The 17,903-nt window shown below is 55.7% G+C and carries 16 protein-coding genes; 10 read left to right on the top strand and 6 right to left on the bottom strand.

Features of this window, described 5'->3' with window-relative positions:
- Nucleotides 1-15: 15 nt before the first annotated feature.
- From EIO64_RS11580 to EIO64_RS11560, 5 genes are read right to left on the bottom strand one after another with little or no spacing between them, the layout of a single operon-like run.
- A complete protein-coding gene (locus EIO64_RS11580) occupies nucleotides 16-348 on the bottom strand; it encodes a hypothetical protein (RefSeq protein ID WP_136891367.1) in 333 nt (110 codons plus the stop codon).
- Nucleotides 348-1,493, bottom strand: coding sequence for a hypothetical protein (locus EIO64_RS11575; protein WP_025544836.1), 1,146 nt, complete (start codon nucleotides 1,491-1,493; stop codon nucleotides 348-350). The genes EIO64_RS11580 and EIO64_RS11575 overlap by 1 nt, the downstream gene beginning before the upstream one ends.
- Entirely contained in the window at nucleotides 1,490-2,341 is an 852-nt protein-coding gene (locus EIO64_RS11570) for an ABC transporter ATP-binding protein (RefSeq protein ID WP_021749534.1), read from the bottom strand. Before EIO64_RS11570 ends, EIO64_RS11575 begins: the two co-directional genes overlap by 4 nt.
- Nucleotides 2,328-3,077 carry a hypothetical protein gene (locus EIO64_RS11565; protein ID WP_021749533.1) on the bottom strand — a complete coding sequence of 250 codons (750 nt, stop codon included), beginning with the start codon at nucleotides 3,075-3,077 and terminating at the stop codon, nucleotides 2,328-2,330. The genes EIO64_RS11570 and EIO64_RS11565 overlap by 14 nt, the downstream gene beginning before the upstream one ends.
- A complete protein-coding gene (locus tag EIO64_RS11560) occupies nucleotides 3,070-3,606 on the bottom strand; it encodes an RNA polymerase sigma factor (RefSeq protein WP_021749532.1) in 537 nt (178 codons plus the stop codon). Before EIO64_RS11560 ends, EIO64_RS11565 begins: the two co-directional genes overlap by 8 nt.
- 559 nt (nucleotides 3,607-4,165) lie before the next feature.
- Between EIO64_RS11560 and EIO64_RS11555 the strand changes: the two genes are divergently transcribed.
- From EIO64_RS11555 to EIO64_RS11540, 4 genes are all read left to right on the top strand, one after another.
- Nucleotides 4,166-5,011 carry a tyrosine-type recombinase/integrase gene (locus EIO64_RS11555; RefSeq protein WP_136891366.1) on the top strand — a complete coding sequence of 282 codons (846 nt, stop codon included), beginning with the start codon at nucleotides 4,166-4,168 and terminating at the stop codon, nucleotides 5,009-5,011.
- A gap of 404 nt (nucleotides 5,012-5,415) precedes the next feature.
- Nucleotides 5,416-6,687, top strand: a complete 1,272-nt coding sequence (locus tag EIO64_RS11550) for a tyrosine-type recombinase/integrase (protein WP_136891365.1) — start codon at nucleotides 5,416-5,418, stop codon at nucleotides 6,685-6,687.
- A gap of 376 nt (nucleotides 6,688-7,063) precedes the next feature.
- Nucleotides 7,064-10,264, top strand: a complete 3,201-nt coding sequence (locus EIO64_RS11545) for an S-layer homology domain-containing protein (protein ID WP_136891364.1) — start codon at nucleotides 7,064-7,066, stop codon at nucleotides 10,262-10,264.
- A gap of 111 nt (nucleotides 10,265-10,375) precedes the next feature.
- Complete coding sequence (locus tag EIO64_RS11540) at nucleotides 10,376-10,630, top strand: hypothetical protein (RefSeq protein WP_158629779.1); 255 nt, start codon at nucleotides 10,376-10,378, stop codon at nucleotides 10,628-10,630.
- Nucleotides 10,631-10,828: 198 nt separating this feature from the next.
- Here EIO64_RS11540 and EIO64_RS11535 read toward each other — a convergent pair whose 3' ends face one another.
- Nucleotides 10,829-11,575: a DeoR/GlpR family DNA-binding transcription regulator gene (locus EIO64_RS11535; RefSeq protein ID WP_249390662.1), complete on the bottom strand. Its 747-nt coding sequence runs from the start codon at nucleotides 11,573-11,575 to the stop codon at nucleotides 10,829-10,831.
- A 354-nt stretch (nucleotides 11,576-11,929) separates the two neighbouring features.
- Between EIO64_RS11535 and EIO64_RS11530 the strand changes: the two genes are divergently transcribed.
- From EIO64_RS11530 to EIO64_RS11505, 6 genes are all read left to right on the top strand, one after another.
- The gene (locus EIO64_RS11530) at nucleotides 11,930-12,970 is read left to right on the top strand and encodes an NAD(P)-dependent alcohol dehydrogenase (protein WP_305148294.1); all 1,041 of its coding nucleotides are present in this window, start codon (nucleotides 11,930-11,932) and stop codon (nucleotides 12,968-12,970) included.
- Nucleotides 12,971-13,027: 57 nt separating this feature from the next.
- Nucleotides 13,028-14,041: a Bug family tripartite tricarboxylate transporter substrate binding protein gene (locus tag EIO64_RS11525; RefSeq protein ID WP_136891363.1), complete on the top strand. Its 1,014-nt coding sequence runs from the start codon at nucleotides 13,028-13,030 to the stop codon at nucleotides 14,039-14,041.
- A gap of 96 nt (nucleotides 14,042-14,137) precedes the next feature.
- On the top strand, nucleotides 14,138-14,599 hold the full coding sequence (locus EIO64_RS11520; RefSeq protein ID WP_158629778.1) for a tripartite tricarboxylate transporter TctB family protein: 462 nt from the start codon (nucleotides 14,138-14,140) through the stop codon (nucleotides 14,597-14,599).
- An 18-nt stretch (nucleotides 14,600-14,617) separates the two neighbouring features.
- Nucleotides 14,618-16,120, top strand: a complete 1,503-nt coding sequence (locus EIO64_RS11515) for a tripartite tricarboxylate transporter permease (protein ID WP_136891361.1) — start codon at nucleotides 14,618-14,620, stop codon at nucleotides 16,118-16,120.
- Between the two features lie 13 nt (nucleotides 16,121-16,133).
- On the top strand, nucleotides 16,134-16,913 hold the full coding sequence (locus tag EIO64_RS11510) for a hydroxypyruvate isomerase family protein (RefSeq protein WP_025544259.1): 780 nt from the start codon (nucleotides 16,134-16,136) through the stop codon (nucleotides 16,911-16,913).
- A 37-nt stretch (nucleotides 16,914-16,950) separates the two neighbouring features.
- Nucleotides 16,951-17,886 carry a carbohydrate kinase family protein gene (locus EIO64_RS11505; RefSeq protein WP_158629777.1) on the top strand — a complete coding sequence of 312 codons (936 nt, stop codon included), beginning with the start codon at nucleotides 16,951-16,953 and terminating at the stop codon, nucleotides 17,884-17,886.
- The last annotated feature ends 17 nt before the right edge of the window (nucleotides 17,887-17,903 follow it).

Here is a 17,903-nt window from a genome sequence, read left to right as displayed (position 1 = left end):
TGTTGCGTATGCCGTTCAGGTAGTCCCCCGAAAGGAGAGAAAAGATTTATAGTCCGTCAGCCCCGCTGCCGCAGCTTCCGGGATGGCGGTGATCTGTGTGTCAAAGGCCGTGATCTCCCCTGCCATCTGCTCGTCCAGTTCTGCCCGTTCTTCCGGTTCCAGGGTGGGGCCATACCGCTCCACCCAGTCGGAGGCCAGATCGAACTGGGCCTCCGACTGGGGACCGTTGCAAAAGTGCTCGATATAGAACTGTGGGAACATCCAGTAGTATACCGCCCCCAGCAGCAGGATGGCCGCCAGGATGCCGGGCCGCCAGATCTTCCGCAGCTCCCATTTCAAAAGTTCCATCAGGACACGTCCTTTCTGTCAAACCAACCGAGAGCCAACAGGACTCCGCCGCCCAAAAGCAGCAGGTTCAGCCCGCTTGCGATGGTCTCCTGCCAGGGGAGGACGGCGTTCAGTCCCAGCTCCGTGAACCAGGCGCTGCAGGAGAGCCAGACCGTTACCGGCTGGAAACAGGCAATCAAATAGGCCGCCCACCAGCCCAGCTCCCCCAGAACGGAGACCAGTCCCAGTCCGCCGAAGCACACCAGGCACAGCGCCAGGGCCGCCAGATAGGGGCTTCGCACCAGCGTGCCGCACACCGACGCCAGCAGGGAGAATACCGCCGTCAGCACCGCGCCCAGGGCTAGGGCAGCGGCCAGGTACTGACCCACCGTGAAGTCCCCCCAGGTGAGGAAGGGCCGGACCACCAGCATGTCCGAGAAATAGTTGAACTGGCTGGACACGCTGGCATTCCAGATTCCGCTGTAGTCGTACAGCAGGAAGTAGGGCACCAGGGTGCAGAACGCCAGCAGGCCGTACAGCGCCGCCGACGCCTGGAGAGCCGCCAGGACCTTCACCCGCCGTAGTTTCCGTCCCGTTCGGGAGGCGCAGGCCAGGCCCTCTGCGCGGTGCATCCCCTCGTAGCCCAGCAGATACAGCGTCCCCAGCATGGCCAGAATGGCGCTCTCACAGAGAATGGCCCGGAACAGCGCGCCGAAGAGGAACTGGTGGCTGCCGTAGGTGGCCGGGCCGGCGTACAAATCCAGCGCCGCGTCAGTCTGGGCCAGGTGCTCCACCCGGCTCGCCAGCAGATCATATTTCCAGGTCATCCAGGTAACTGCCAGAGGGGATTTCTCCACCACACCGGCATAGAAATCCGAGAGTTCCCCGGTGTCATACGTCTCGAAAATGTCCTCCATCCCGGTGACAGATTGACGCAGCAAATCCCGGTTCTCTGTGGCGGGTATAGCGTCCAGCCCGGCAAGAAAGTCTTCATCAACCCGCTGGCCCAAGGCCTTTGCCGTTTGGGAAGTCTCGTTGAAGAACGCCCGGTCATAGGGGGAGAGCGTGGCGATCAGCAGCCCGTTAAAGGCCAGACACAGGGCCAGGAAGGCCCACAGGGCGGGCAGGCGGAAGAGCTTCCGCCACTCATAGACCGCCAGATTCATGTCTGTTCCTCCCGGTAGATGGCGAGAAACGCATCCTCCAACCCCGGCGTTACCGGCGTTCCATTGACAGGGGGCGTCTCGCAGAGCACCCGGAGCACCGGGCCATCCGCCCCCTGTCCTTCGCTGAGCAGGAACTGTCCCGGGGCCAGGGGCATCCCGGCAGGAAGCTGGAATACCCTGCCCTGGAACCGGGCGCAGATGCGGGCAGGGCTGTCGCAGCAGTAGAGGCGGTGATCCTTGAACATGACGATTTGCCCGGCGATGGTCTCAATGTCTGAGACGATGTGGGTGGAGAGAATCACGATCCGATCCTCAGCCAGCGTGTGGATCAAATTGCGGAACCGCACCCGCTCCCGGGGGTCCAGCCCAGCGGTGGGCTCGTCCAGGATCAGCAGCTTCGGGTCGTTCAGCATGGCTACGGCGATGCCCACCCGCTGGAGCATCCCGCCGGAGAACTTCTTCATTTTTTTGTCCGCAGCATCCCCAAGTCCCACTGTCTCCAGCAGGTGGTCAATGCGGCCGTCCGCCTCCCGCTTCGGGATGCACTGGAGGGCGGCGGCATACCGGAGGAATTGCCGGGGCGTGTAGCTGGGATAGTACCCGAACTGCTGGGGGAGATACCCCAGCAGGCCCCGGTATTCCGCCCCCAAGGCCCGGATGTCTTCTCCCTCCCACAGGATCTGTCCCTTGGTGGGGAACAGCAGGGTGGTGAGCATCTTGATGAGGGTGGTCTTGCCCGCCCCATTGGGTGCCAGCAGACCGTAGACGCCGGGAGTGAAGGTCAGGGAAATGTCCTCCAAAGCGGTGAACTTCCCATAGGTTTTCGTGACGTGCTCAACGGAGAGCATAGGAGACGCCTCCTTCCATCGGGCGCCGGCAGAAGCAGCGCAGTTCCAAAAGGTACAGAGTAATCCCGGCCGCGGCCAGCAGGCAGAACACTACGGTGGGGATGGCCGTCAGCCACTCCGCCGTCCGGGGCCAGATCAGGGGAATCAGGCCCATCAGAACCCAGCCGGTCGGCGCCGCCAGCCACCCGGCAGGTCCCCGCAGCCGCTGGCACAGCAGGGAGAGAGCGCCATACAGAAACAGGCTGGCCAGAGACAGTGCCAGCATCCAGCCCAGGGGCATCTCCTGCCCGGTGAAGGTCCACAACAGCATATTTGCCGGGACACACACCAGTACGGACACCCCGCCGAAGCACAGCATCTGCAGGGCCGCCACCATCCGGGCGGAGACCTGGAAGGTCCAGGTCCACTCCCAAATGCCGGTCTGCAGGTTCTTCCAGGCAGTCAGCAGGGAGAGGGCGGCATAGAGCAGGGGAGAAAACAGGAACAGGGCCGGTGCCAAAGAGCCGGTGGAACCGGCCACAAAAAGCGCCGACAGCAGGCACAGGGCCCAGATCAGCAGGGACAAGGCCAAACAGTCCCCCACGCCAAACAGCAGCGCGCGGGGGCCGATGCGCTGCAAAACCTCCCGCAGCTCCCGGCCAAAGGCGACCCGGCGGGGCAGGCCTGCATCCAGAATCCGGGCAATGGCCCGCTGTTTTTCCGCCTCTGTGGGCATGGAAATTTTTTGATTATCCATCTGCTCCAAACTCCTTTCGCAGCCGCCCGATCAGGCGGTAGTATCTGGATTTCACTGCCGCCTCCGGCTCTCCCATGGCGGCAGCGATCTCCGGGAAGGTCTTTTCCCCGTAGATCCGCAGGCGGAACACCGCCTGCTCCCCGGGGTCCAGGCCGGAGACATAGCCTTCGATGGTCTCCAGCAGGGCCCGGTCATGGACGCGGGCCACAAAGTCCTCTGCTGCAGGGAGCTCCATTTCCTGAATAGGAATAGAGACCGGCCGGGCCTTCCGGCGGGTGTCGATGACTTTGTTGGCGGCGATGCGGTACAGCCAGGTGCGGAAGGACGCCCGCTCCGCCCGGTAGCCGGGCAATGCCCGCAGGACTGCGATGAAGACGGACTGGGTCAGGTCCATGGCGTCCTCCTTGCTGCCGGTCTGACGGTAGACGAAGCGGTAGATTTCGTCATAGTAGGTCTGGATCAGCTGCTCCGCCGCCTCCCGGGAGTTTCGCCGCTGGATAGCCCTGATCCATGTCTGTTCCCGCTCCATCGCCTCACCGCCTTTCACAGGTATATTCGTGTTTCAGAGTACCATCGTTTCAGGGGAATAAAAAGAATTTTTACAGGATTTGGGGCGGACGATCCCAAAAGCCCCCCACCTTTCGGCAGGGAAAGCATCGTCCCCGGCTATAGCCAGGGGCAGTTCCATGCGGAAGCCCGGACCCACTTTGCGCGGCCGGAGGGGCAGAAGAATTGCGTAAGGAAAACCCGCTCTGCCGGCCATCGGCATTTCGATGCTGTGAACAAAGGCAAAATCTACTCGTAATCAACAGCTTACGCATATTTTTCTGCACGCAGCCTCGTTGTGTTTCGGATATTCCCATCGGCCTCTGGAGCAGTATGGTATCATATTTGCTTCCATAACTCGTGAAGAGAAGAATCCCATGATAAGCAGATAGGGCAACCCGTATATTTTCTGGAAACCGGTGGCAATCCTACCATTGCGGGACCAGGATTCACAAGCCCACAGCGGCAGTTACCGCTGTGGGCTTTGCTGTCTCTGCCGTTCCTGTACAATGTTGGCATGAAATCATGCAAGGAGGCCCCCTATGTCCGAACACAAACTGACACCCCTGCAAATACAGGCGTTTGCCCGTCACCTTCTGCTGGAGGAGAAGAGCGCAGCCACCATGGAAAAGTATCTTCGGGATATCCGGGCATTCGCCTGCTGGCTGGGTGATCGCGAAATCTGCAAGGAGCTGACCGCAGAGTGGAAAGCCTATCTGGCGGAGCAGGGCTACGCCCCCGCCAGTATCAATGCCATGCTCTCTGCCTTAAACAGCCTGTTGGCGTACCTTGATCTAAACGACTGCCGGGTGAAATTCCTGAAAATCCAGCGGCGGCTGTTCCGGGATGCCGGCCGGGAGCTGACAAAATCCGATTATCAGAGCCTGCTGGACGCGGCTTGCCGTCTGGGCCGGGAGCGGCTGGGCTTGCTGGTGGAGACCATCGGGGCCACCGGCATCCGGGTCAGCGAAGTCCGCTATATCACAGTGGAAGCCGTGCGGCAGGGCAAGGCCGAAGTCTCCCTCAAAGGCAAAATCCGCGTGATCCTGCTGCCGGGGAAACTCTGCCGCAAGCTGCTCAAATATGCCCAAAAGCAAAAGACCGCCTCTGGTGCGATCTTTCGCACCAAAAGCGGAAAAGAACTGGGCCGCCGCCAGATCTGGGCGGAGATGAAGAGCCTTTGCAAATACGCCGGCGTGATGCCGGGCAAGGTGTTCCCCCACAATCTGCGGCACATGTTTGCCACCGTGTTTTACCGGGCCTGTCGGGACATCGTCAAACTGTCCGACCTGTTGGGCCACAGCAGCATCGAAACGACGCGCATCTATCTGCTGACTTCTGGCGCAGAGCACCAGCGAACGCTTGACCGGCTGGGGCTGATATCGTAATCACGGAATTATCATTCCGACACAAATAATCGCAAAAAACAATTTATCCTACATATCTGCAATTACATTTTATCACATAGGGCGCCTGCCCACAAGAGGGTTTTGCCTCTCCGGGCAGCAGAAAAAAGCCGGGGAAACGTTAAATTCTGTCCGGCCTTGGTTCTAATATCGTTTTTTTCGCCCGTGCAGATAGTACGGGCTTTTTTTGTGTCTTTTCCCTTTGACCCGCCAATCCCTTTCATATGAATCAGCGACGGAATGATAATTCCGTGACGAGGCAGCGAGCAAAGGGAAGCGGCAGGAACTGTTCAGTGAAGTTTCTCTAAGCCCGTCCGTCGACGAATAATCGCCCAAGCAAGTTTCGATTTGCATCAGGCAGGGAATTCGGGGCACGGAGGGGCCGTATGCGAGAATTTTTTGTGAATCGGCCGGATACGGCGGCCATGGAACGACTTCTGGGAAGCCACGCCAGCGATGCCGCCGGTGTGGCTGTGCGTCTTGCATGGCAGGCGGGACTGCTACGGGATGAGATCACGAACCTGACTTGGGATCAGGTGGATTTTGAACGAAATCAACTCCAGTTGCCAGCTCGGACGATTCCCATTACTCAAATGCTGGCAGATTACCTGCGTTCCGTGTACAGAAAATGGACATTTCTCACCGGGAATTCCACAAATAACTGCGTGATCTGCTCTGATCGCTACCATAAGCAAATGCAACCCCAGGCAATCTCCCGGATAGCGCGCAGGGTTCTTGACGAGGTAGGGCAAACGAACGTGCGTCTGGTCGATCTGCGCCATGACTATATAATTCGACAACTGGAACAACACGACTGGTCCTATGTGGCTCGTATCACCGGTATGGAGATCCGGTCTTTACAATTGCATTTTGCCCAGTATCTGCCGAACGGAAGAGCTGGCCCCAAGCATAGTGAGAAGTCCGGGGACATCGATGAGTTCAAGCTGTGGAAGATTTTGCAGGCGGAAAAAGACACTCCTGCCGGCTTGGTACTCTGGCTTACTTGGAGCATGGGGCTGACCGCTAAAAACATTGTGTCCTTGACTTGGGATCAGGTGGATCTGGAGAAGAATCTGATTCACCTGCCGGAAGGAGAGGTACCGCTGACAGCGGCAGCCAAAAGAATATTGGCAAAGCGGCTCCAGAAGCGGACGGAGGATCTCCATGTCCTGCTCTCCGCCGAGTCAAAAAAACCCATGGACGTTTCGCGGGTGTCTAGGATCACAAGAACCGCCCTGATCCGCGGCGGCATGGAGAACTGGACGTTGCGAGATCTCTGGACCAGATACGAAAAGAGCAATTGGGAACAAAAGATCACAGAGGCGATTCGCCGCAGTGGCCCTATCACACGCAGCCAGATCATGGAATTATATGGCCAGACCAAATCCGCTGCGTATCAGCGGCTGCGTGCCATGCTGGATAAGGGTCTCCTGGTCCGCGTGGGCTATAAATACTACTTACCGGATTCCGTAGTTCCGCCGGAACGACAGCAGGAAGCCCTCTACGAATATCTGAAGAAGGAGGGCTTTGCCTGTCGGAAGGACATCACCACCGCCCTGCAGATTGAAACCGAGCAATGCTCCGCGCTGCTCAAGCATGAAGTAGATTCTGGAAACCTGATTAAAGTCGGCCAGAAATACTATCTGAAAGAATCGTAGCCTGTTGGGCAATGCATCCCACATAGCAGAAGAAAGATGCCGTGGCAGCAGAGAATCTGTTTTCACGGCATCTTTCTTTTTGCCCCTATGAGGAGACCTGCCGGAATCGCCCCTTTGTTTGGGAACTTTTTCATCGGTTACACTTGCTTTTCATGGCAAGCGCAAGAAATCCAGTAATTATTTCACTTTTTTAACAAAACCCGGCAAATCGTAGACAGCAGCATTCTCCTGGGGTAAAGTGAACGCGCAGAAAGGAACTTCTGTGGTCCGCTCTGGGCCGGAGCAACGGGAAGAGACACCCCTGCGCATATGAAGCCGGTCCGGAGATTGGACCTCAAAAGCTCTCTGCAAATCTTTTAAAGGAGGAGAAATCCGAATGAAGAAATTTCTTTCACTGGTGCTTGCTCTGGTGATGACCATGTCTCTGGTCACTGTCAGCGCGGGCGCCAAGGACTTCACGGACGGCAGCGAGATCACCTACAAAGAAGCTGTGGATGTGATCTCTGCCCTGGGTGTTGTCGACGGTTATTCCGACGGCGACTTCCGTCCCGATGATGTCCTGACCCGTGGCGCGGCCGCCAAGATCATCTGCAACCTGATCCTGGGCCCCACCACTGCATCTGCTCTGGCGGCCAGCACCGCCCCCTTCAAGGATGTTCCCGTGACCAACACCTTCGCGGGCTACATCACCTACTGCTCTCAGCAGGGTATCATCAGCGGCTATGCTGACGGCACCTTCCGTCCCACCGGTACCCTGAGCGGCAACGCGTTCATGAAGATGCTGCTGGGCGCCCTGGGCTATGACAGTTCCATCGAGGGCTACACCGGCCCCAACTGGCAGGTCAGCGTCATCAAGCAGGCCAGCGGCATCGGTCTGGACGACGGCAACGACGAGTTCGTGGGCTCCCAGGCTGTGACCCGTCAGGAGGCCGCCCTGTACGCCTTCAATATGCTGCAGGCCACCATGGTCGAGTATGACAAGAAGGATACCATCGTTGTGGGCGGCGTGGAGATCACCTCCACCTCTACTCGTAAAGAAGTAGAGAACCCCATCGAGAAGGACAACACTATTGAGAAAGACGAGAAGATGCAGTTCGCCGAGCGGTACTTTGACGATCTGCAGAAGGCACCCGGCGAAGCGGATGACTTCGGCCGTCCTTCCAACATCTGGACTCTGAAGTCCGACGAGATCGGCACTTACGCCAATATGGACCAGCTGGTGGGCACCTACACCGCCAAGGTCTCCAAGTCTGATGTGTATGAAGCTGTGGGCCGCACAGTCTACAACGATCTGACGGATGGCAAGTCCGACCTGACCGTGTGGTTCGACGGTGTGGAAACGCCCGTTAAGACCGCTGACGTGGAGGACTATGTTGAGCGCAACAACACCGGCGCGGTCAACAACACTGCCAACGGCGACCTGACCGAGATCTATGTGGACGACGACACCAATGATGTCACCATCGTCACCGTCCGCACCTATGTCTTCCAGGCCGCTTCCGACTATGACACCCGCAAGGAGACGGTCAGCCTGACCACTGACTCCAGCAAGTATGACACCGACATCACCTTGGACAGCCGGACCCTGGATGTGGACGATTTCGCCAATATCACCGACCTGAAGGCCGACGACTATGTCCTGGTGACCGCCGTCAACAACAACAGCCGTTACGAGGTCAAGAGCATTGACAAGGCTGAGGTTGTCAACGGCACTGTTGAGGGCTATAAGGACGGCAGCAATGTGACCATGGGCGGCACCAAGTACGAGTACTCCGCCACCGCCGACAACATCAAGAAAACCAGCTACAATGTGGGCCGCGAGGCTTCCCTGGTGCTGGATTCCTATGGCTATGTCATCGCAGTGGATGAGTCTGTTGTCCTGAGCGATTATGTGTACATCGCTGAATTCGGCAGCAGCAGCGGCATGACCTCTACCTCCCGCGCTCTGGCCAACGCCATCTTCCCCGATGGTACCACCGACGAGATCGTCGTGGACAAGGCCTATGATAAGAAGGCCGGTGAGCAGGTGAGCAGCAAGTCCACCATTGCTCGTTGGGGAACCGACGCCGATCAGATCGGCTGGTTCACCTACAGCAAGAACTCTGCTGACGAATACACTCTGTATGCTGTTGAGTCCAAGTATGACGAGGAGATTGCCAGCTACAGCGGTAAGGGGACTGTTTCCGAAAACAGCAAGGTCGCTCCCTTCGAGAACGATTCCAACAGCACTACCAAGGCGGATCTTTCTCTGGCCAACGACGAGACCATCGTCATTGTCAGCGACAAGAACGATGATCTGTATGTCTACACCGGCGTGAAGAACTTCCCCGCCATTGAGCTGACGGATTCCTCCAGTGAGGCTGCTGTCTCTGCTCTGGTGCGTGACAATGGCTATGCTGCTCTGATCTATATTGATATTGACGGCGATGCCACCATCTCCGGTGAGCAGGAGACCACTCTGGTCTATGTTCTGTCCTATGATGGCCGCTATGTCACCACCGACAACGAGGTCTATCATCAGTACACTGTTCTGAACGGTGATGAGGAAGAGGACATTGTTGCTGACAACAAGATCACTTCCGACAATGACTACTATGGCGTTGCCCACTATCTGACCCGTAATTCCGACGGTCAGCTGACCGACTTCCAGGCGGCCACCGCAGGCGGCAGCGTGATTGCTGACACTGACAAGACCAGCGCGATCAGCCAGAGCGCCGGCACCCTGACCATTAATGGCAGCCGCTATCTGGTGACCGAGGACACCGCTATCACCTTGGTGACCGTTGGTGACCTGGGCGATGACAGAGACGCCAGCATCATGAACAAGGATGAGGATGCCGACTATGAGGTGGCCGCCAATATCTCCGCCAAGGAGCTGGTGGATGCGCTGAAGGGCTATGCCTACACCTATGACTATGCCGGCAAGACCTCTGATAACGGCAAGGTTCTGGAAGAGCTGTATGTGACCGTGACCCAGGCTACTGAAGCCGCTGAGCTCAGCAATGATGCCAGTATTGCTAGCATTACTGTGAAGGGCGAGACTGTTGCCAAGCTCGGTGATGGTGAGACCAACACCATCAATCTGCCTGCTACGCAGAACGATCAGCCCAAGTTCGTTATCAAGCCGAACGATGCTGGTGCAAAGGTTGTGGTGACTAAGAACGGCTCTACCGATGTGGATGCGGATACCCAGGCCCAGACCACCGCTCTGGGTGAGGGCACCTATACCATCAAGGTCACTTCTTCCGATGGTTCCAAGACCACGACAGTGACTGTTGAGGTTGAGGTTGCAGCTGCAAGCTCTGGCACGCTGAAGGTTAAGGATAGTATTTCTTCTTCCGTTATGAGCATTAGCTCCAAGATAATCACTATCGAATCTTCCGCTAACGCTACGGTTGCTGACTTGTACGCTGCTCTCGAGGTCGATGGTGGAAATGCTGCCGACTACTTCGAGGTTGTGAGCCCCTTCGGCGCGATTTATGGCGAGAAGGATACTACCGCTGTCACCGATAGCATGACGGTTGTTCTGCACCTGGATGGCGCAGCGGACGCAACTTACACGATTACCCTCAATTGAGTCTCTTTGCTGCGTTGAAAACAGCTTAATGACAAGCCCCGGGCCAAAAGGCCCGGGGCTTGTCTCGTTTCTCAGCGGATTCCTTTGACTGTGATTTTACTCCCCTTCTTGATGGTGTACCCGCTGTCGCTGGTGACCGCCATGTACTTGGTGAAGTCCCTGAAAGAGATGCCGGTCCACTTCTCGGCCGGCTCCACTCCGGACACCTACGCCCACATCACCAAGGCGGCCCAGAAGGGGGCGGCGAAAGCTATGGGGAAAGTCCCAGCAAATGCCCTCCGAAAAGTCGGCACGGCCCGGATGCGGAGACGCCGCGTCCGGGCATCGTTTTTGCCCCGTATAGGACAGGGTATTGGATGTGTCTAGACGCTACTTGTCGATCTTTCCTGTAGAAATAGCGAATGCAAAATGAATGCTGCCATCTCGTTTGAACAAGGCCTAACAATAAGCCCAGTAGTATTAAGACAAGGGGATGATGCGAAAAAATTGAGGAAAAGTAAATCAAAACGCTGTTTTTGGATTCAGAACACGGATTTTCCGTTGAACTCCCCCCAGGCATTGCACTCAATCACTTTCGTGACCAGGGCAAATCAGCCGGATGCCATAGCGATCAATTGCCTCCAGATACGGCTCAGAGGGCAAGCAGTCTGTAACGATGGCATACAGTTGCTCAAATGGGCAGAAGCTGATCACAGCGGAATGTCCAAATTTACTTTGGTCCGCCATCAGGACAACCCGATTGCCTCGCTGTACCACGCTGCGCTTGATCTCGGCTTCCAGATAAGTACTGTTGGTAAGGCCGTTTTCAATTGAAACGCCGGTAGCAGAGATAAAGATTGTCTGAATGCTCAGGCGAGAGAGGGCATCCAGTGTGGAAATACCGGTAAAGGACGACGTGGCGGGGGCGTAAATACCGCCCAGCGCAATAATGTTCAGGTTGGACAAAGACGAGGCCGCATACAGCGCAGTCAAGCTGTGGGTAATCACGGTAACGCCGTTTTTCTCGCCGATATGCTGAAGGATATAGGGCGTTGTGGAACCGGAGTCCAGAAAAATTGACGCCCCATCGCTGACCAGTTGGGAGGCCAGCCGTCCGATAATCTGCTTGGCCCGGCTGTTTTTCTGGGCCCGGACAGAAAAGCCCACCGGCCGGTTGATCAGGGTGGAAGAGACGCCTCCATAGACTTTTCGGATATTTCCACGGCTCAAAAGTTCCATGACATCCCGCCGGATCGTGTTCATAGATACAGAAAATTGCGTAGACAATTCCTCCAGGGAAACGGTTTCCTTCCCCAAAATATATTGTTCCATCGCATTAAGGCGCTCGGCCCGCATAAGGATTCCTCCTATAATATTAGCAAATTATTCGGTATAATTTGGGTAAATTATATCATATTTTTGCCATTATGCAATCATTTTTCCCAAAATAATCAAGAAATGATGAAAATAAGAATTTTTTTGCACAGGTATTTGCTGTAAATAAAACTCTTATTATTCAAAATGGCCAAAGTTTCGTCAAGAATTTATCACATTTAGATATTGAAAACCCCACAATATTTGCTATAATTATCTAAAAGATACTCATAAATTTACCATAAAATACCTACAAAATTTGGCAACTCAGAATTAGTGAGTAAGTATTTGGGGAAAAGGAGCGAGGATTTCATGGAGATACGGAATCGGGCCGCCTACATGGTCACACCTGGGAAGATGGAAATTCGGGAGCTTCCAATGCCGCAAGCGCAGCCGGGCGAAGTTGTACTGAAAATCGAGTATGTGGGCGTCTGTGGATCTGACGCGCATTTCTTTGAATCCGGCATGCGGAAGGGAAAGGCTTTTGACCTGCCCTTTATTCTAGGCCACGAGTGCGCCGGCACGGTCACACAGGTGGGTGCGGGTGTTCAAAATGTCGCCGTTGGAGACCGGGTCTGCTTTGAGCCCCAGATTACTTGCGGGGTTTGCCCGGAGTGCAGGTCCGGACGCTATAATCTCTGCAAAGATGTCCGCTTCCCCTCAGTTCCGCCCTATGATGGAATGCTGCGGGACTACGCTGCCATACCGGCGCATCTGGCCTTCAAACTGCCGGATAATGTCTCCTCCCTGGAGGGGGCCTTGATCGAGCCGCTGGCCGTAGGGCTGTCGGCTGCCAGCCGGGGTGATGTGACATTGGGGCAGGATGTGGTCATTCTGGGTGCCGGGTGCATCGGCCTTCTCACCATGATGGCCTGCAAAGCCCGGGGGGCCGGCAGAGTAATCGTTTCCGACCTCTTCTCCAAACGATTAGATAAAGCCCTGGAACTTGGAGCCGATGCAGTTATCGATGCCAGCACAGAGGATACCATGGCACGGGTCACGGAATTGACAGAGGGCCGCGGCGCAGATGTGGTATTTGAAACCGCCGGCAACTCCCACACAGCGGCGGAAACCTCAGATCTGGTTCGGCGGGGCGGCGTCATCGTCTTTGTCGGCAATATCAATGGCGAAACTCCTTACCGCTTTATGGATTTGATGTATAAGGAGGGTGAAATTCGGACCATTTACCGCTATCACAACAATTTTCCCACAGCTATCCGGGCGGTATCCACCGGTCGAATTGACGTAAAAGCCATCGCTTCGCATCAATTTGATTTTCAAAATGTGCAGGAGGCCTTTGACGCCGCGCTTTATCAGCGTCAGGATGTGGTCAAGGCCGTCATCAAGTTGTGATTCCCCGCCCATTGATCCGGCAGGGGATACATAAATACGGAACAAAGGAGAATTAACATGAAAAAAGGAATCGCTTTGCTTCTCGCGATATTGATGTGCCTCAGTCTCACCGCCTGCGGCGGCACCGGCGAACAGTCTTCGGGCCAGGACTCCTCCGGAGAGGACACCGCCGCACCGGATTATCCCACCACCAATATTTCCTGCATCATCCCCTATGGTGCCGGCGGTACGATGGACCAACTCTCCCGCGCCCTGTTTCAAAGCCTTTCCGAGGACGCGCTGCCCAGCAATGTGAACTTTGTGGTGGAGAACGTGGCGGGAGGCGGCGGTCTGGTGGGCACCGAGCAGGGGCTGACCCGGGCTGCGGACGGCTACACCATCGTGGGGGTCAACGGTGACCTGATTATCAACCGTGCCATCGGTGCCACGGACATTGTCCTCCAGGAGGATTTTACTCCCATTGTTTGCCTGCAAGATGAGCCCTACTGCCTGATCGGCCCCGCCGATGGGGATTGCAGCACACTGGAGGGCTTCATTAACAAACTCTCCAGCGGCGACAACGCCGTTACCGTGGCGATCACCGGTCTGGGATCTCCCGGCGGTCTGGCAACCATTGCACTGTCCAACGCCTTCGGCTGTCAGATTCGGACTGTAACTTATGACTCTTCCAACGACTGCGCTCTGGCTGTGGTAACCGGCGAGTGCGATGCGACCTTCATCAACGTCAGCGGCGTGGCCGGGCAGATTGAAGCCGGCACCCTGAAGCTTCTGGCCGTTACTTCTGCCGAGGAGTCCGACTCTCTACCTGGAACCCCCTCTCTCGCCCAGACCTATCCCGAGGAGTGCGGCGATATGGATCTGCGGTCTGTGTGCTTCCTGGGAATCCGGTCCGATGCCGATCCCGCCATCATTGAGTGGCTGCATAACACGCTGAATGAGGGCGTGGCCTCCGAAACCTATGCGGAACTGACGGAATCCCAGATGATGACGCCCAAGGTATGGGACATTGAGGGTATGACCCAGTACTGCGAAGAGGCGTACAACTATTACGTCGGCCTGCTGGCTGAGTGAAGAAGAATCATTTCCATATCGCGTAGTCACGTAATCAGGGCGCACGGAACAGGTCCTGTTCCGTGCGCCTGCAACATTCTTGCGGGAGGGATACCGTTGAAAAAAGCAAACGTAGTCACAGGGATCATCTTTCTGGCCCTGTCGATCTTCGCCTATGTGGAATCCCTGGGAATGACCAGCATGCTGATGACAGATTCACTGGGTCCCAGCTTCTGGCCGAAGTGCCTGTCGGTCGTTATGGGATCTCTGTCCATCGTGCTAATTCTCCAGGGGCTTTTCAGCAAAAAAGAAACCCGCAGTTCTCCATTTGCATTTAAGACTGTGGGATTCAAACGGATGGTGCTGGTATCGCTGACACTGATAGCCACTGGTGCAATTATTTATTTCCTGGGAATTTATATCGGCATCCTATTTATGTTGCCAGTATGTATGTTTATCCATGGTGAGCGTAATGTCAAACTCCTGGCGGGACTGACCGTCGTGATCTGTGTATTCGTGTGGCTGAGCTTTGATGTGGCCCTGCGGGTCCCGCTGCCTATGGGCACGTTGTTCTCTTGATAAGGAGGGAGCGATTCTATGGATGCTTTTCTGCAAGCTGCAGCGTTGGTATTTACGCCTACCAGCCTAATTTACATGTTTTTGGGCGTGTTTTTCGGTATCCTGTGCGGGGCGATGCCCGGCCTATCTGCCGTTATGGCGGTCTCCATTCTACTCCCGTTTACTTTTTCCCTTGATCAAGCAGGCATTATGATGCTGCTGGGCACTTTCTGCGGCGCCATCTATGGAGGCTCCATCACCGCCATCCTCATCAATACGCCTGGTACTGCCAACTCGGCCGCCACCTGCCTGGATGGTTATCCCATGGCCACCAAACTGGGGCAGCCCGGCCGTGCCCTCAGTATTTCCACTATGGCCTCCACCTTCGGCGGCCTGTTCTCTGCCTGCGCACTGCTCTTCACCGCTCCGCTGCTGTCCAAGATCGCGCTGAACTTCGGCGTACCGGAGATGTTTGCTCTGGGTGTGTTTGGGTTGAGCATCGTCACCGCCGTGTCCTCTCACTCCATCATTAAGGGTCTGATCGGCGCTATACTGGGCCTGCTGCTTGGCACGGTGGGCATTGATGCAACCTCTGCCACTATGCGGTTCACATTTGGAACCACCTACCTAATCGGAGGTGTCCAGTTCGTGGCGCTGCTGATCGGCCTGTTCGCCTTCTCCCAGTGCCTTGTTACAGCGGAGGAATCTATGAAGGAGTACAAACGGGAAAAGCGCAAGAAGCTGGACCAGATTTTGCCCTCTAAATCAGATATTAAGCGGACAAGTCCTACGATCCTGATGTGCTCCATTATCGGCACCATTATCGGCGCCATTCCCGGAACCGGCGGCGATATCGCCTCCTGGATCGGCTATAACGAGTCCAAACGCTGGTCCAAGCATCCGGAGGAGTTCGGCCATGGTGCTCCCGAAGGCATCGCCGCTCCCGAGGCCGCCAACAATGCTGTCTCCGGCGGCGCCATGATCCCATTGCTGACCCTGGGCATCCCTGGTGACTCCGTCACAGCCATCATGCTGGGTGCCCTGATGATGCAGGGCATTACACCTGGACCGCTGCTTTTCAGCACCCAGACGGTGGATGTCTACTCCATCATTATCTCTCTGTTTATGGCCAACGTCTTCATGTGCTTGTTGGGCTATGGTGCTATCCGCATCTTCTCCAAAATCAGCCTGGTACCTATGAAGTGGCTGAACCCCATTGTGTTTGTCTTCTGTGTGGTCGGCACTTATGCCATCAATAACAATATCTACGATGTGTTTCTGATGATCGGTGCGGGCATTGTGGGCTACTTCCTTATCAAGTTGGACTTCTGCATGCCGCCCATTATTCTGGGCCTGATTCTGGGCGGCACGGTGGAGGAGAACCTGCGCCGCACTCTGGTGCTCTCGGACGGGAGCTTCTCCATTTTCCTCTCTCATCCCATCGCCCTAGTACTGCTGGCTATTGCAGCCATCTCCCTGCTCTCTCCCATTTTCCTGAATCTCTGGAAAAAACGTTCTACCAACAAGCAGTCTGGCAATTAAACGTGGAGGTCATATGAAAAAATCAATCTGTATCGAGAAGCTCTTTGTAGATCTGCCCTTCTACGACCGGTTCCCCATGGTCCGAAAAACCGGTTTCGACTATGTGGAATTCGGTTCCTGGGCACAGCATGATATCAAGAAGATCAAATCCCTACTGGAAGAAAACCGGCTTCAGCTGGGGTGTTTCTCTGGAGACAAGGACTACAACCTGATTGATCCCGCCCATTGCAAGGAATTTTTAGAATACTTCAAGCGATCTGTAGAAGCGGCCCATTTTTTGGACTGTAAAAATCTGGTGATCCATTCCAACGCCTTGGGCGAGGAAGGCAGAATGTGTACCGACGGCAACGATTTGAACGACCGCACCAAAATTGCCTGTGCCACCAAGAACTTGCTGGAGATCTCCAAAATCGCAGAAGCGGAGGGTCTCTATCTTCAAGTAGAGCCTGTGAGCACCTATGCCAAGCCCGGTTACTACATGACTACTTCAGACTCTGCTGCGGATATCATTCGGGTCGTAGGGTCTCCCAATGTAAAGCTGCTGTATGACATCTATCATATGCAGCTGATGGAGGGCGATTTGGTCAACACCCTCCGGCGGAACGCGGACATCATCGGCTATATCCACATTGGAGATGTCCCCGGCCGCCATGAACCCGGCACCGGCGAGATCAACTACCCTTACCTCAAGCATGTGCTGGTGGACGAACTTGGTTTCGACGGTATTTTCGCCTTTGAACTCAGCCCTCTGACCACTATGGATGCCTGCCTTGAGGCTATGCACGCCTTTTAAGGAGGCGCCTTCCATGAGAGTCATCTGCGCCGGTGAAATGCTGGTAGACATTTTTGTCCGTCCAGTCCAACAGATCCCCTTTGAAAACGATACCCAGATAGTGCCAGACATCCGCATTACCAGCGGCGGTGACGCCAACAATAACGCAATTAATTTTGCCAAGTTGGGCCACCAAGTCGCCTACTTAGGGCGGCTTGGATGTGACGAGATGGGAGACTATGTGGCTTCTCTGGCCCAAGCTGCCGGAATCGACATATCCCATACCGTCCGTTCCTCCACGGCTCGGCAAACAAAATCTGTCATCCTGGTCAATCCCAAAGGTGACCGTACATTCCTGCAGGATCCGGGCACCAGCGCAGAGTTCTGCTTTGACGACTGTGATCTGTCTCTGCTGGACTGGGCAGAAATGCTTCAGATTGGGGGCGCTTTTCATCTGCCGAAGTTTGACGGCGAGGGCTCCGCCCAATTGCTGAAAGCCGCAAAGGAGCGCGGCGTAATAACATCTATGGACGTCACCAGTGACCGCAGCGGCCGGTGGAAAGGAATTCTAGACCCCTGCTGGCCCTATCTGGACTATTTTCTGCCAAGCATCGAGCAGGCTTCCCAGATTGCCGGGACCGAGGATCCTCGGGCTATTGCAGATTTCTTCCTGGACCGCGGCGTCAAAAACGTGGCTGTAAAACTAGGCAGCCGAGGTTCCTATTTCAAAAATCGTCAAACCGCCTTTTTTGCGGGCATCTACCAGGGCCTTTCCATAGTGGAAACCACAGGGGCGGGAGACGCCTTCTGCGCCGGCTTTTTGACCGGCGTAGGAGAGAACCTGCCCCCAGAGGACTGTATAACTCTTGGAAGCGCCTGTTCCGCTTTGGCAATCCAGGCGGTTGGTGCAACGGCAGGCATGGGCAGTCGGGCGACAGTGAATGATTTTATTCATTCCCACCAGCCGCTGGATTTTCGCTCAGATATCTCATGACACCCAAGAAAGGAAGC

The sequence above is a fragment of the Dysosmobacter welbionis genome (assembly GCF_005121165.3).
Classification (GTDB): Bacteria; Bacillota; Clostridia; order Oscillospirales; family Oscillospiraceae; genus Oscillibacter; species Oscillibacter welbionis.
Note: the sequence above shows the minus strand (reverse complement) of the source record. Positions and strands in the feature narration are given on the sequence as shown.

Excerpts from the sequence above, each read along its gene's own strand:
- EIO64_RS11580 (WP_136891367.1), bottom strand. The coding sequence starts at position 348 with ATGGAACTTTTGAAATGGGAGCTGCGGAAGATCTGGCGGCCCGGCATC.
- EIO64_RS11575 (WP_025544836.1), bottom strand. The coding sequence starts at position 1,493 with ATGAATCTGGCGGTCTATGAGTGGCGGAAGCTCTTCCGCCTGCCCGCC.
- EIO64_RS11570 (WP_021749534.1), bottom strand. The coding sequence starts at position 2,341 with ATGCTCTCCGTTGAGCACGTCACGAAAACCTATGGGAAGTTCACCGCT.
- EIO64_RS11565 (WP_021749533.1), bottom strand. The coding sequence starts at position 3,077 with ATGGATAATCAAAAAATTTCCATGCCCACAGAGGCGGAAAAACAGCGG.
- EIO64_RS11560 (WP_021749532.1), bottom strand. The coding sequence starts at position 3,606 with ATGGAGCGGGAACAGACATGGATCAGGGCTATCCAGCGGCGAAACTCC.
- EIO64_RS11555 (WP_136891366.1), top strand. The coding sequence starts at position 4,166 with ATGTCCGAACACAAACTGACACCCCTGCAAATACAGGCGTTTGCCCGT.
- EIO64_RS11550 (WP_136891365.1), top strand. The coding sequence starts at position 5,416 with ATGCGAGAATTTTTTGTGAATCGGCCGGATACGGCGGCCATGGAACGA.
- EIO64_RS11545 (WP_136891364.1), top strand. The coding sequence starts at position 7,064 with ATGAAGAAATTTCTTTCACTGGTGCTTGCTCTGGTGATGACCATGTCT.
- EIO64_RS11540 (WP_158629779.1), top strand. The coding sequence starts at position 10,376 with ATGGTGTACCCGCTGTCGCTGGTGACCGCCATGTACTTGGTGAAGTCC.
- EIO64_RS11535 (WP_249390662.1), bottom strand. The coding sequence starts at position 11,575 with ATGGAACAATATATTTTGGGGAAGGAAACCGTTTCCCTGGAGGAATTG.
- EIO64_RS11530 (WP_305148294.1), top strand. The coding sequence starts at position 11,930 with ATGGAGATACGGAATCGGGCCGCCTACATGGTCACACCTGGGAAGATG.
- EIO64_RS11525 (WP_136891363.1), top strand. The coding sequence starts at position 13,028 with ATGAAAAAAGGAATCGCTTTGCTTCTCGCGATATTGATGTGCCTCAGT.
- EIO64_RS11515 (WP_136891361.1), top strand. The coding sequence starts at position 14,618 with ATGGATGCTTTTCTGCAAGCTGCAGCGTTGGTATTTACGCCTACCAGC.
- EIO64_RS11510 (WP_025544259.1), top strand. The coding sequence starts at position 16,134 with ATGAAAAAATCAATCTGTATCGAGAAGCTCTTTGTAGATCTGCCCTTC.
- EIO64_RS11505 (WP_158629777.1), top strand. The coding sequence starts at position 16,951 with ATGCTGGTAGACATTTTTGTCCGTCCAGTCCAACAGATCCCCTTTGAA.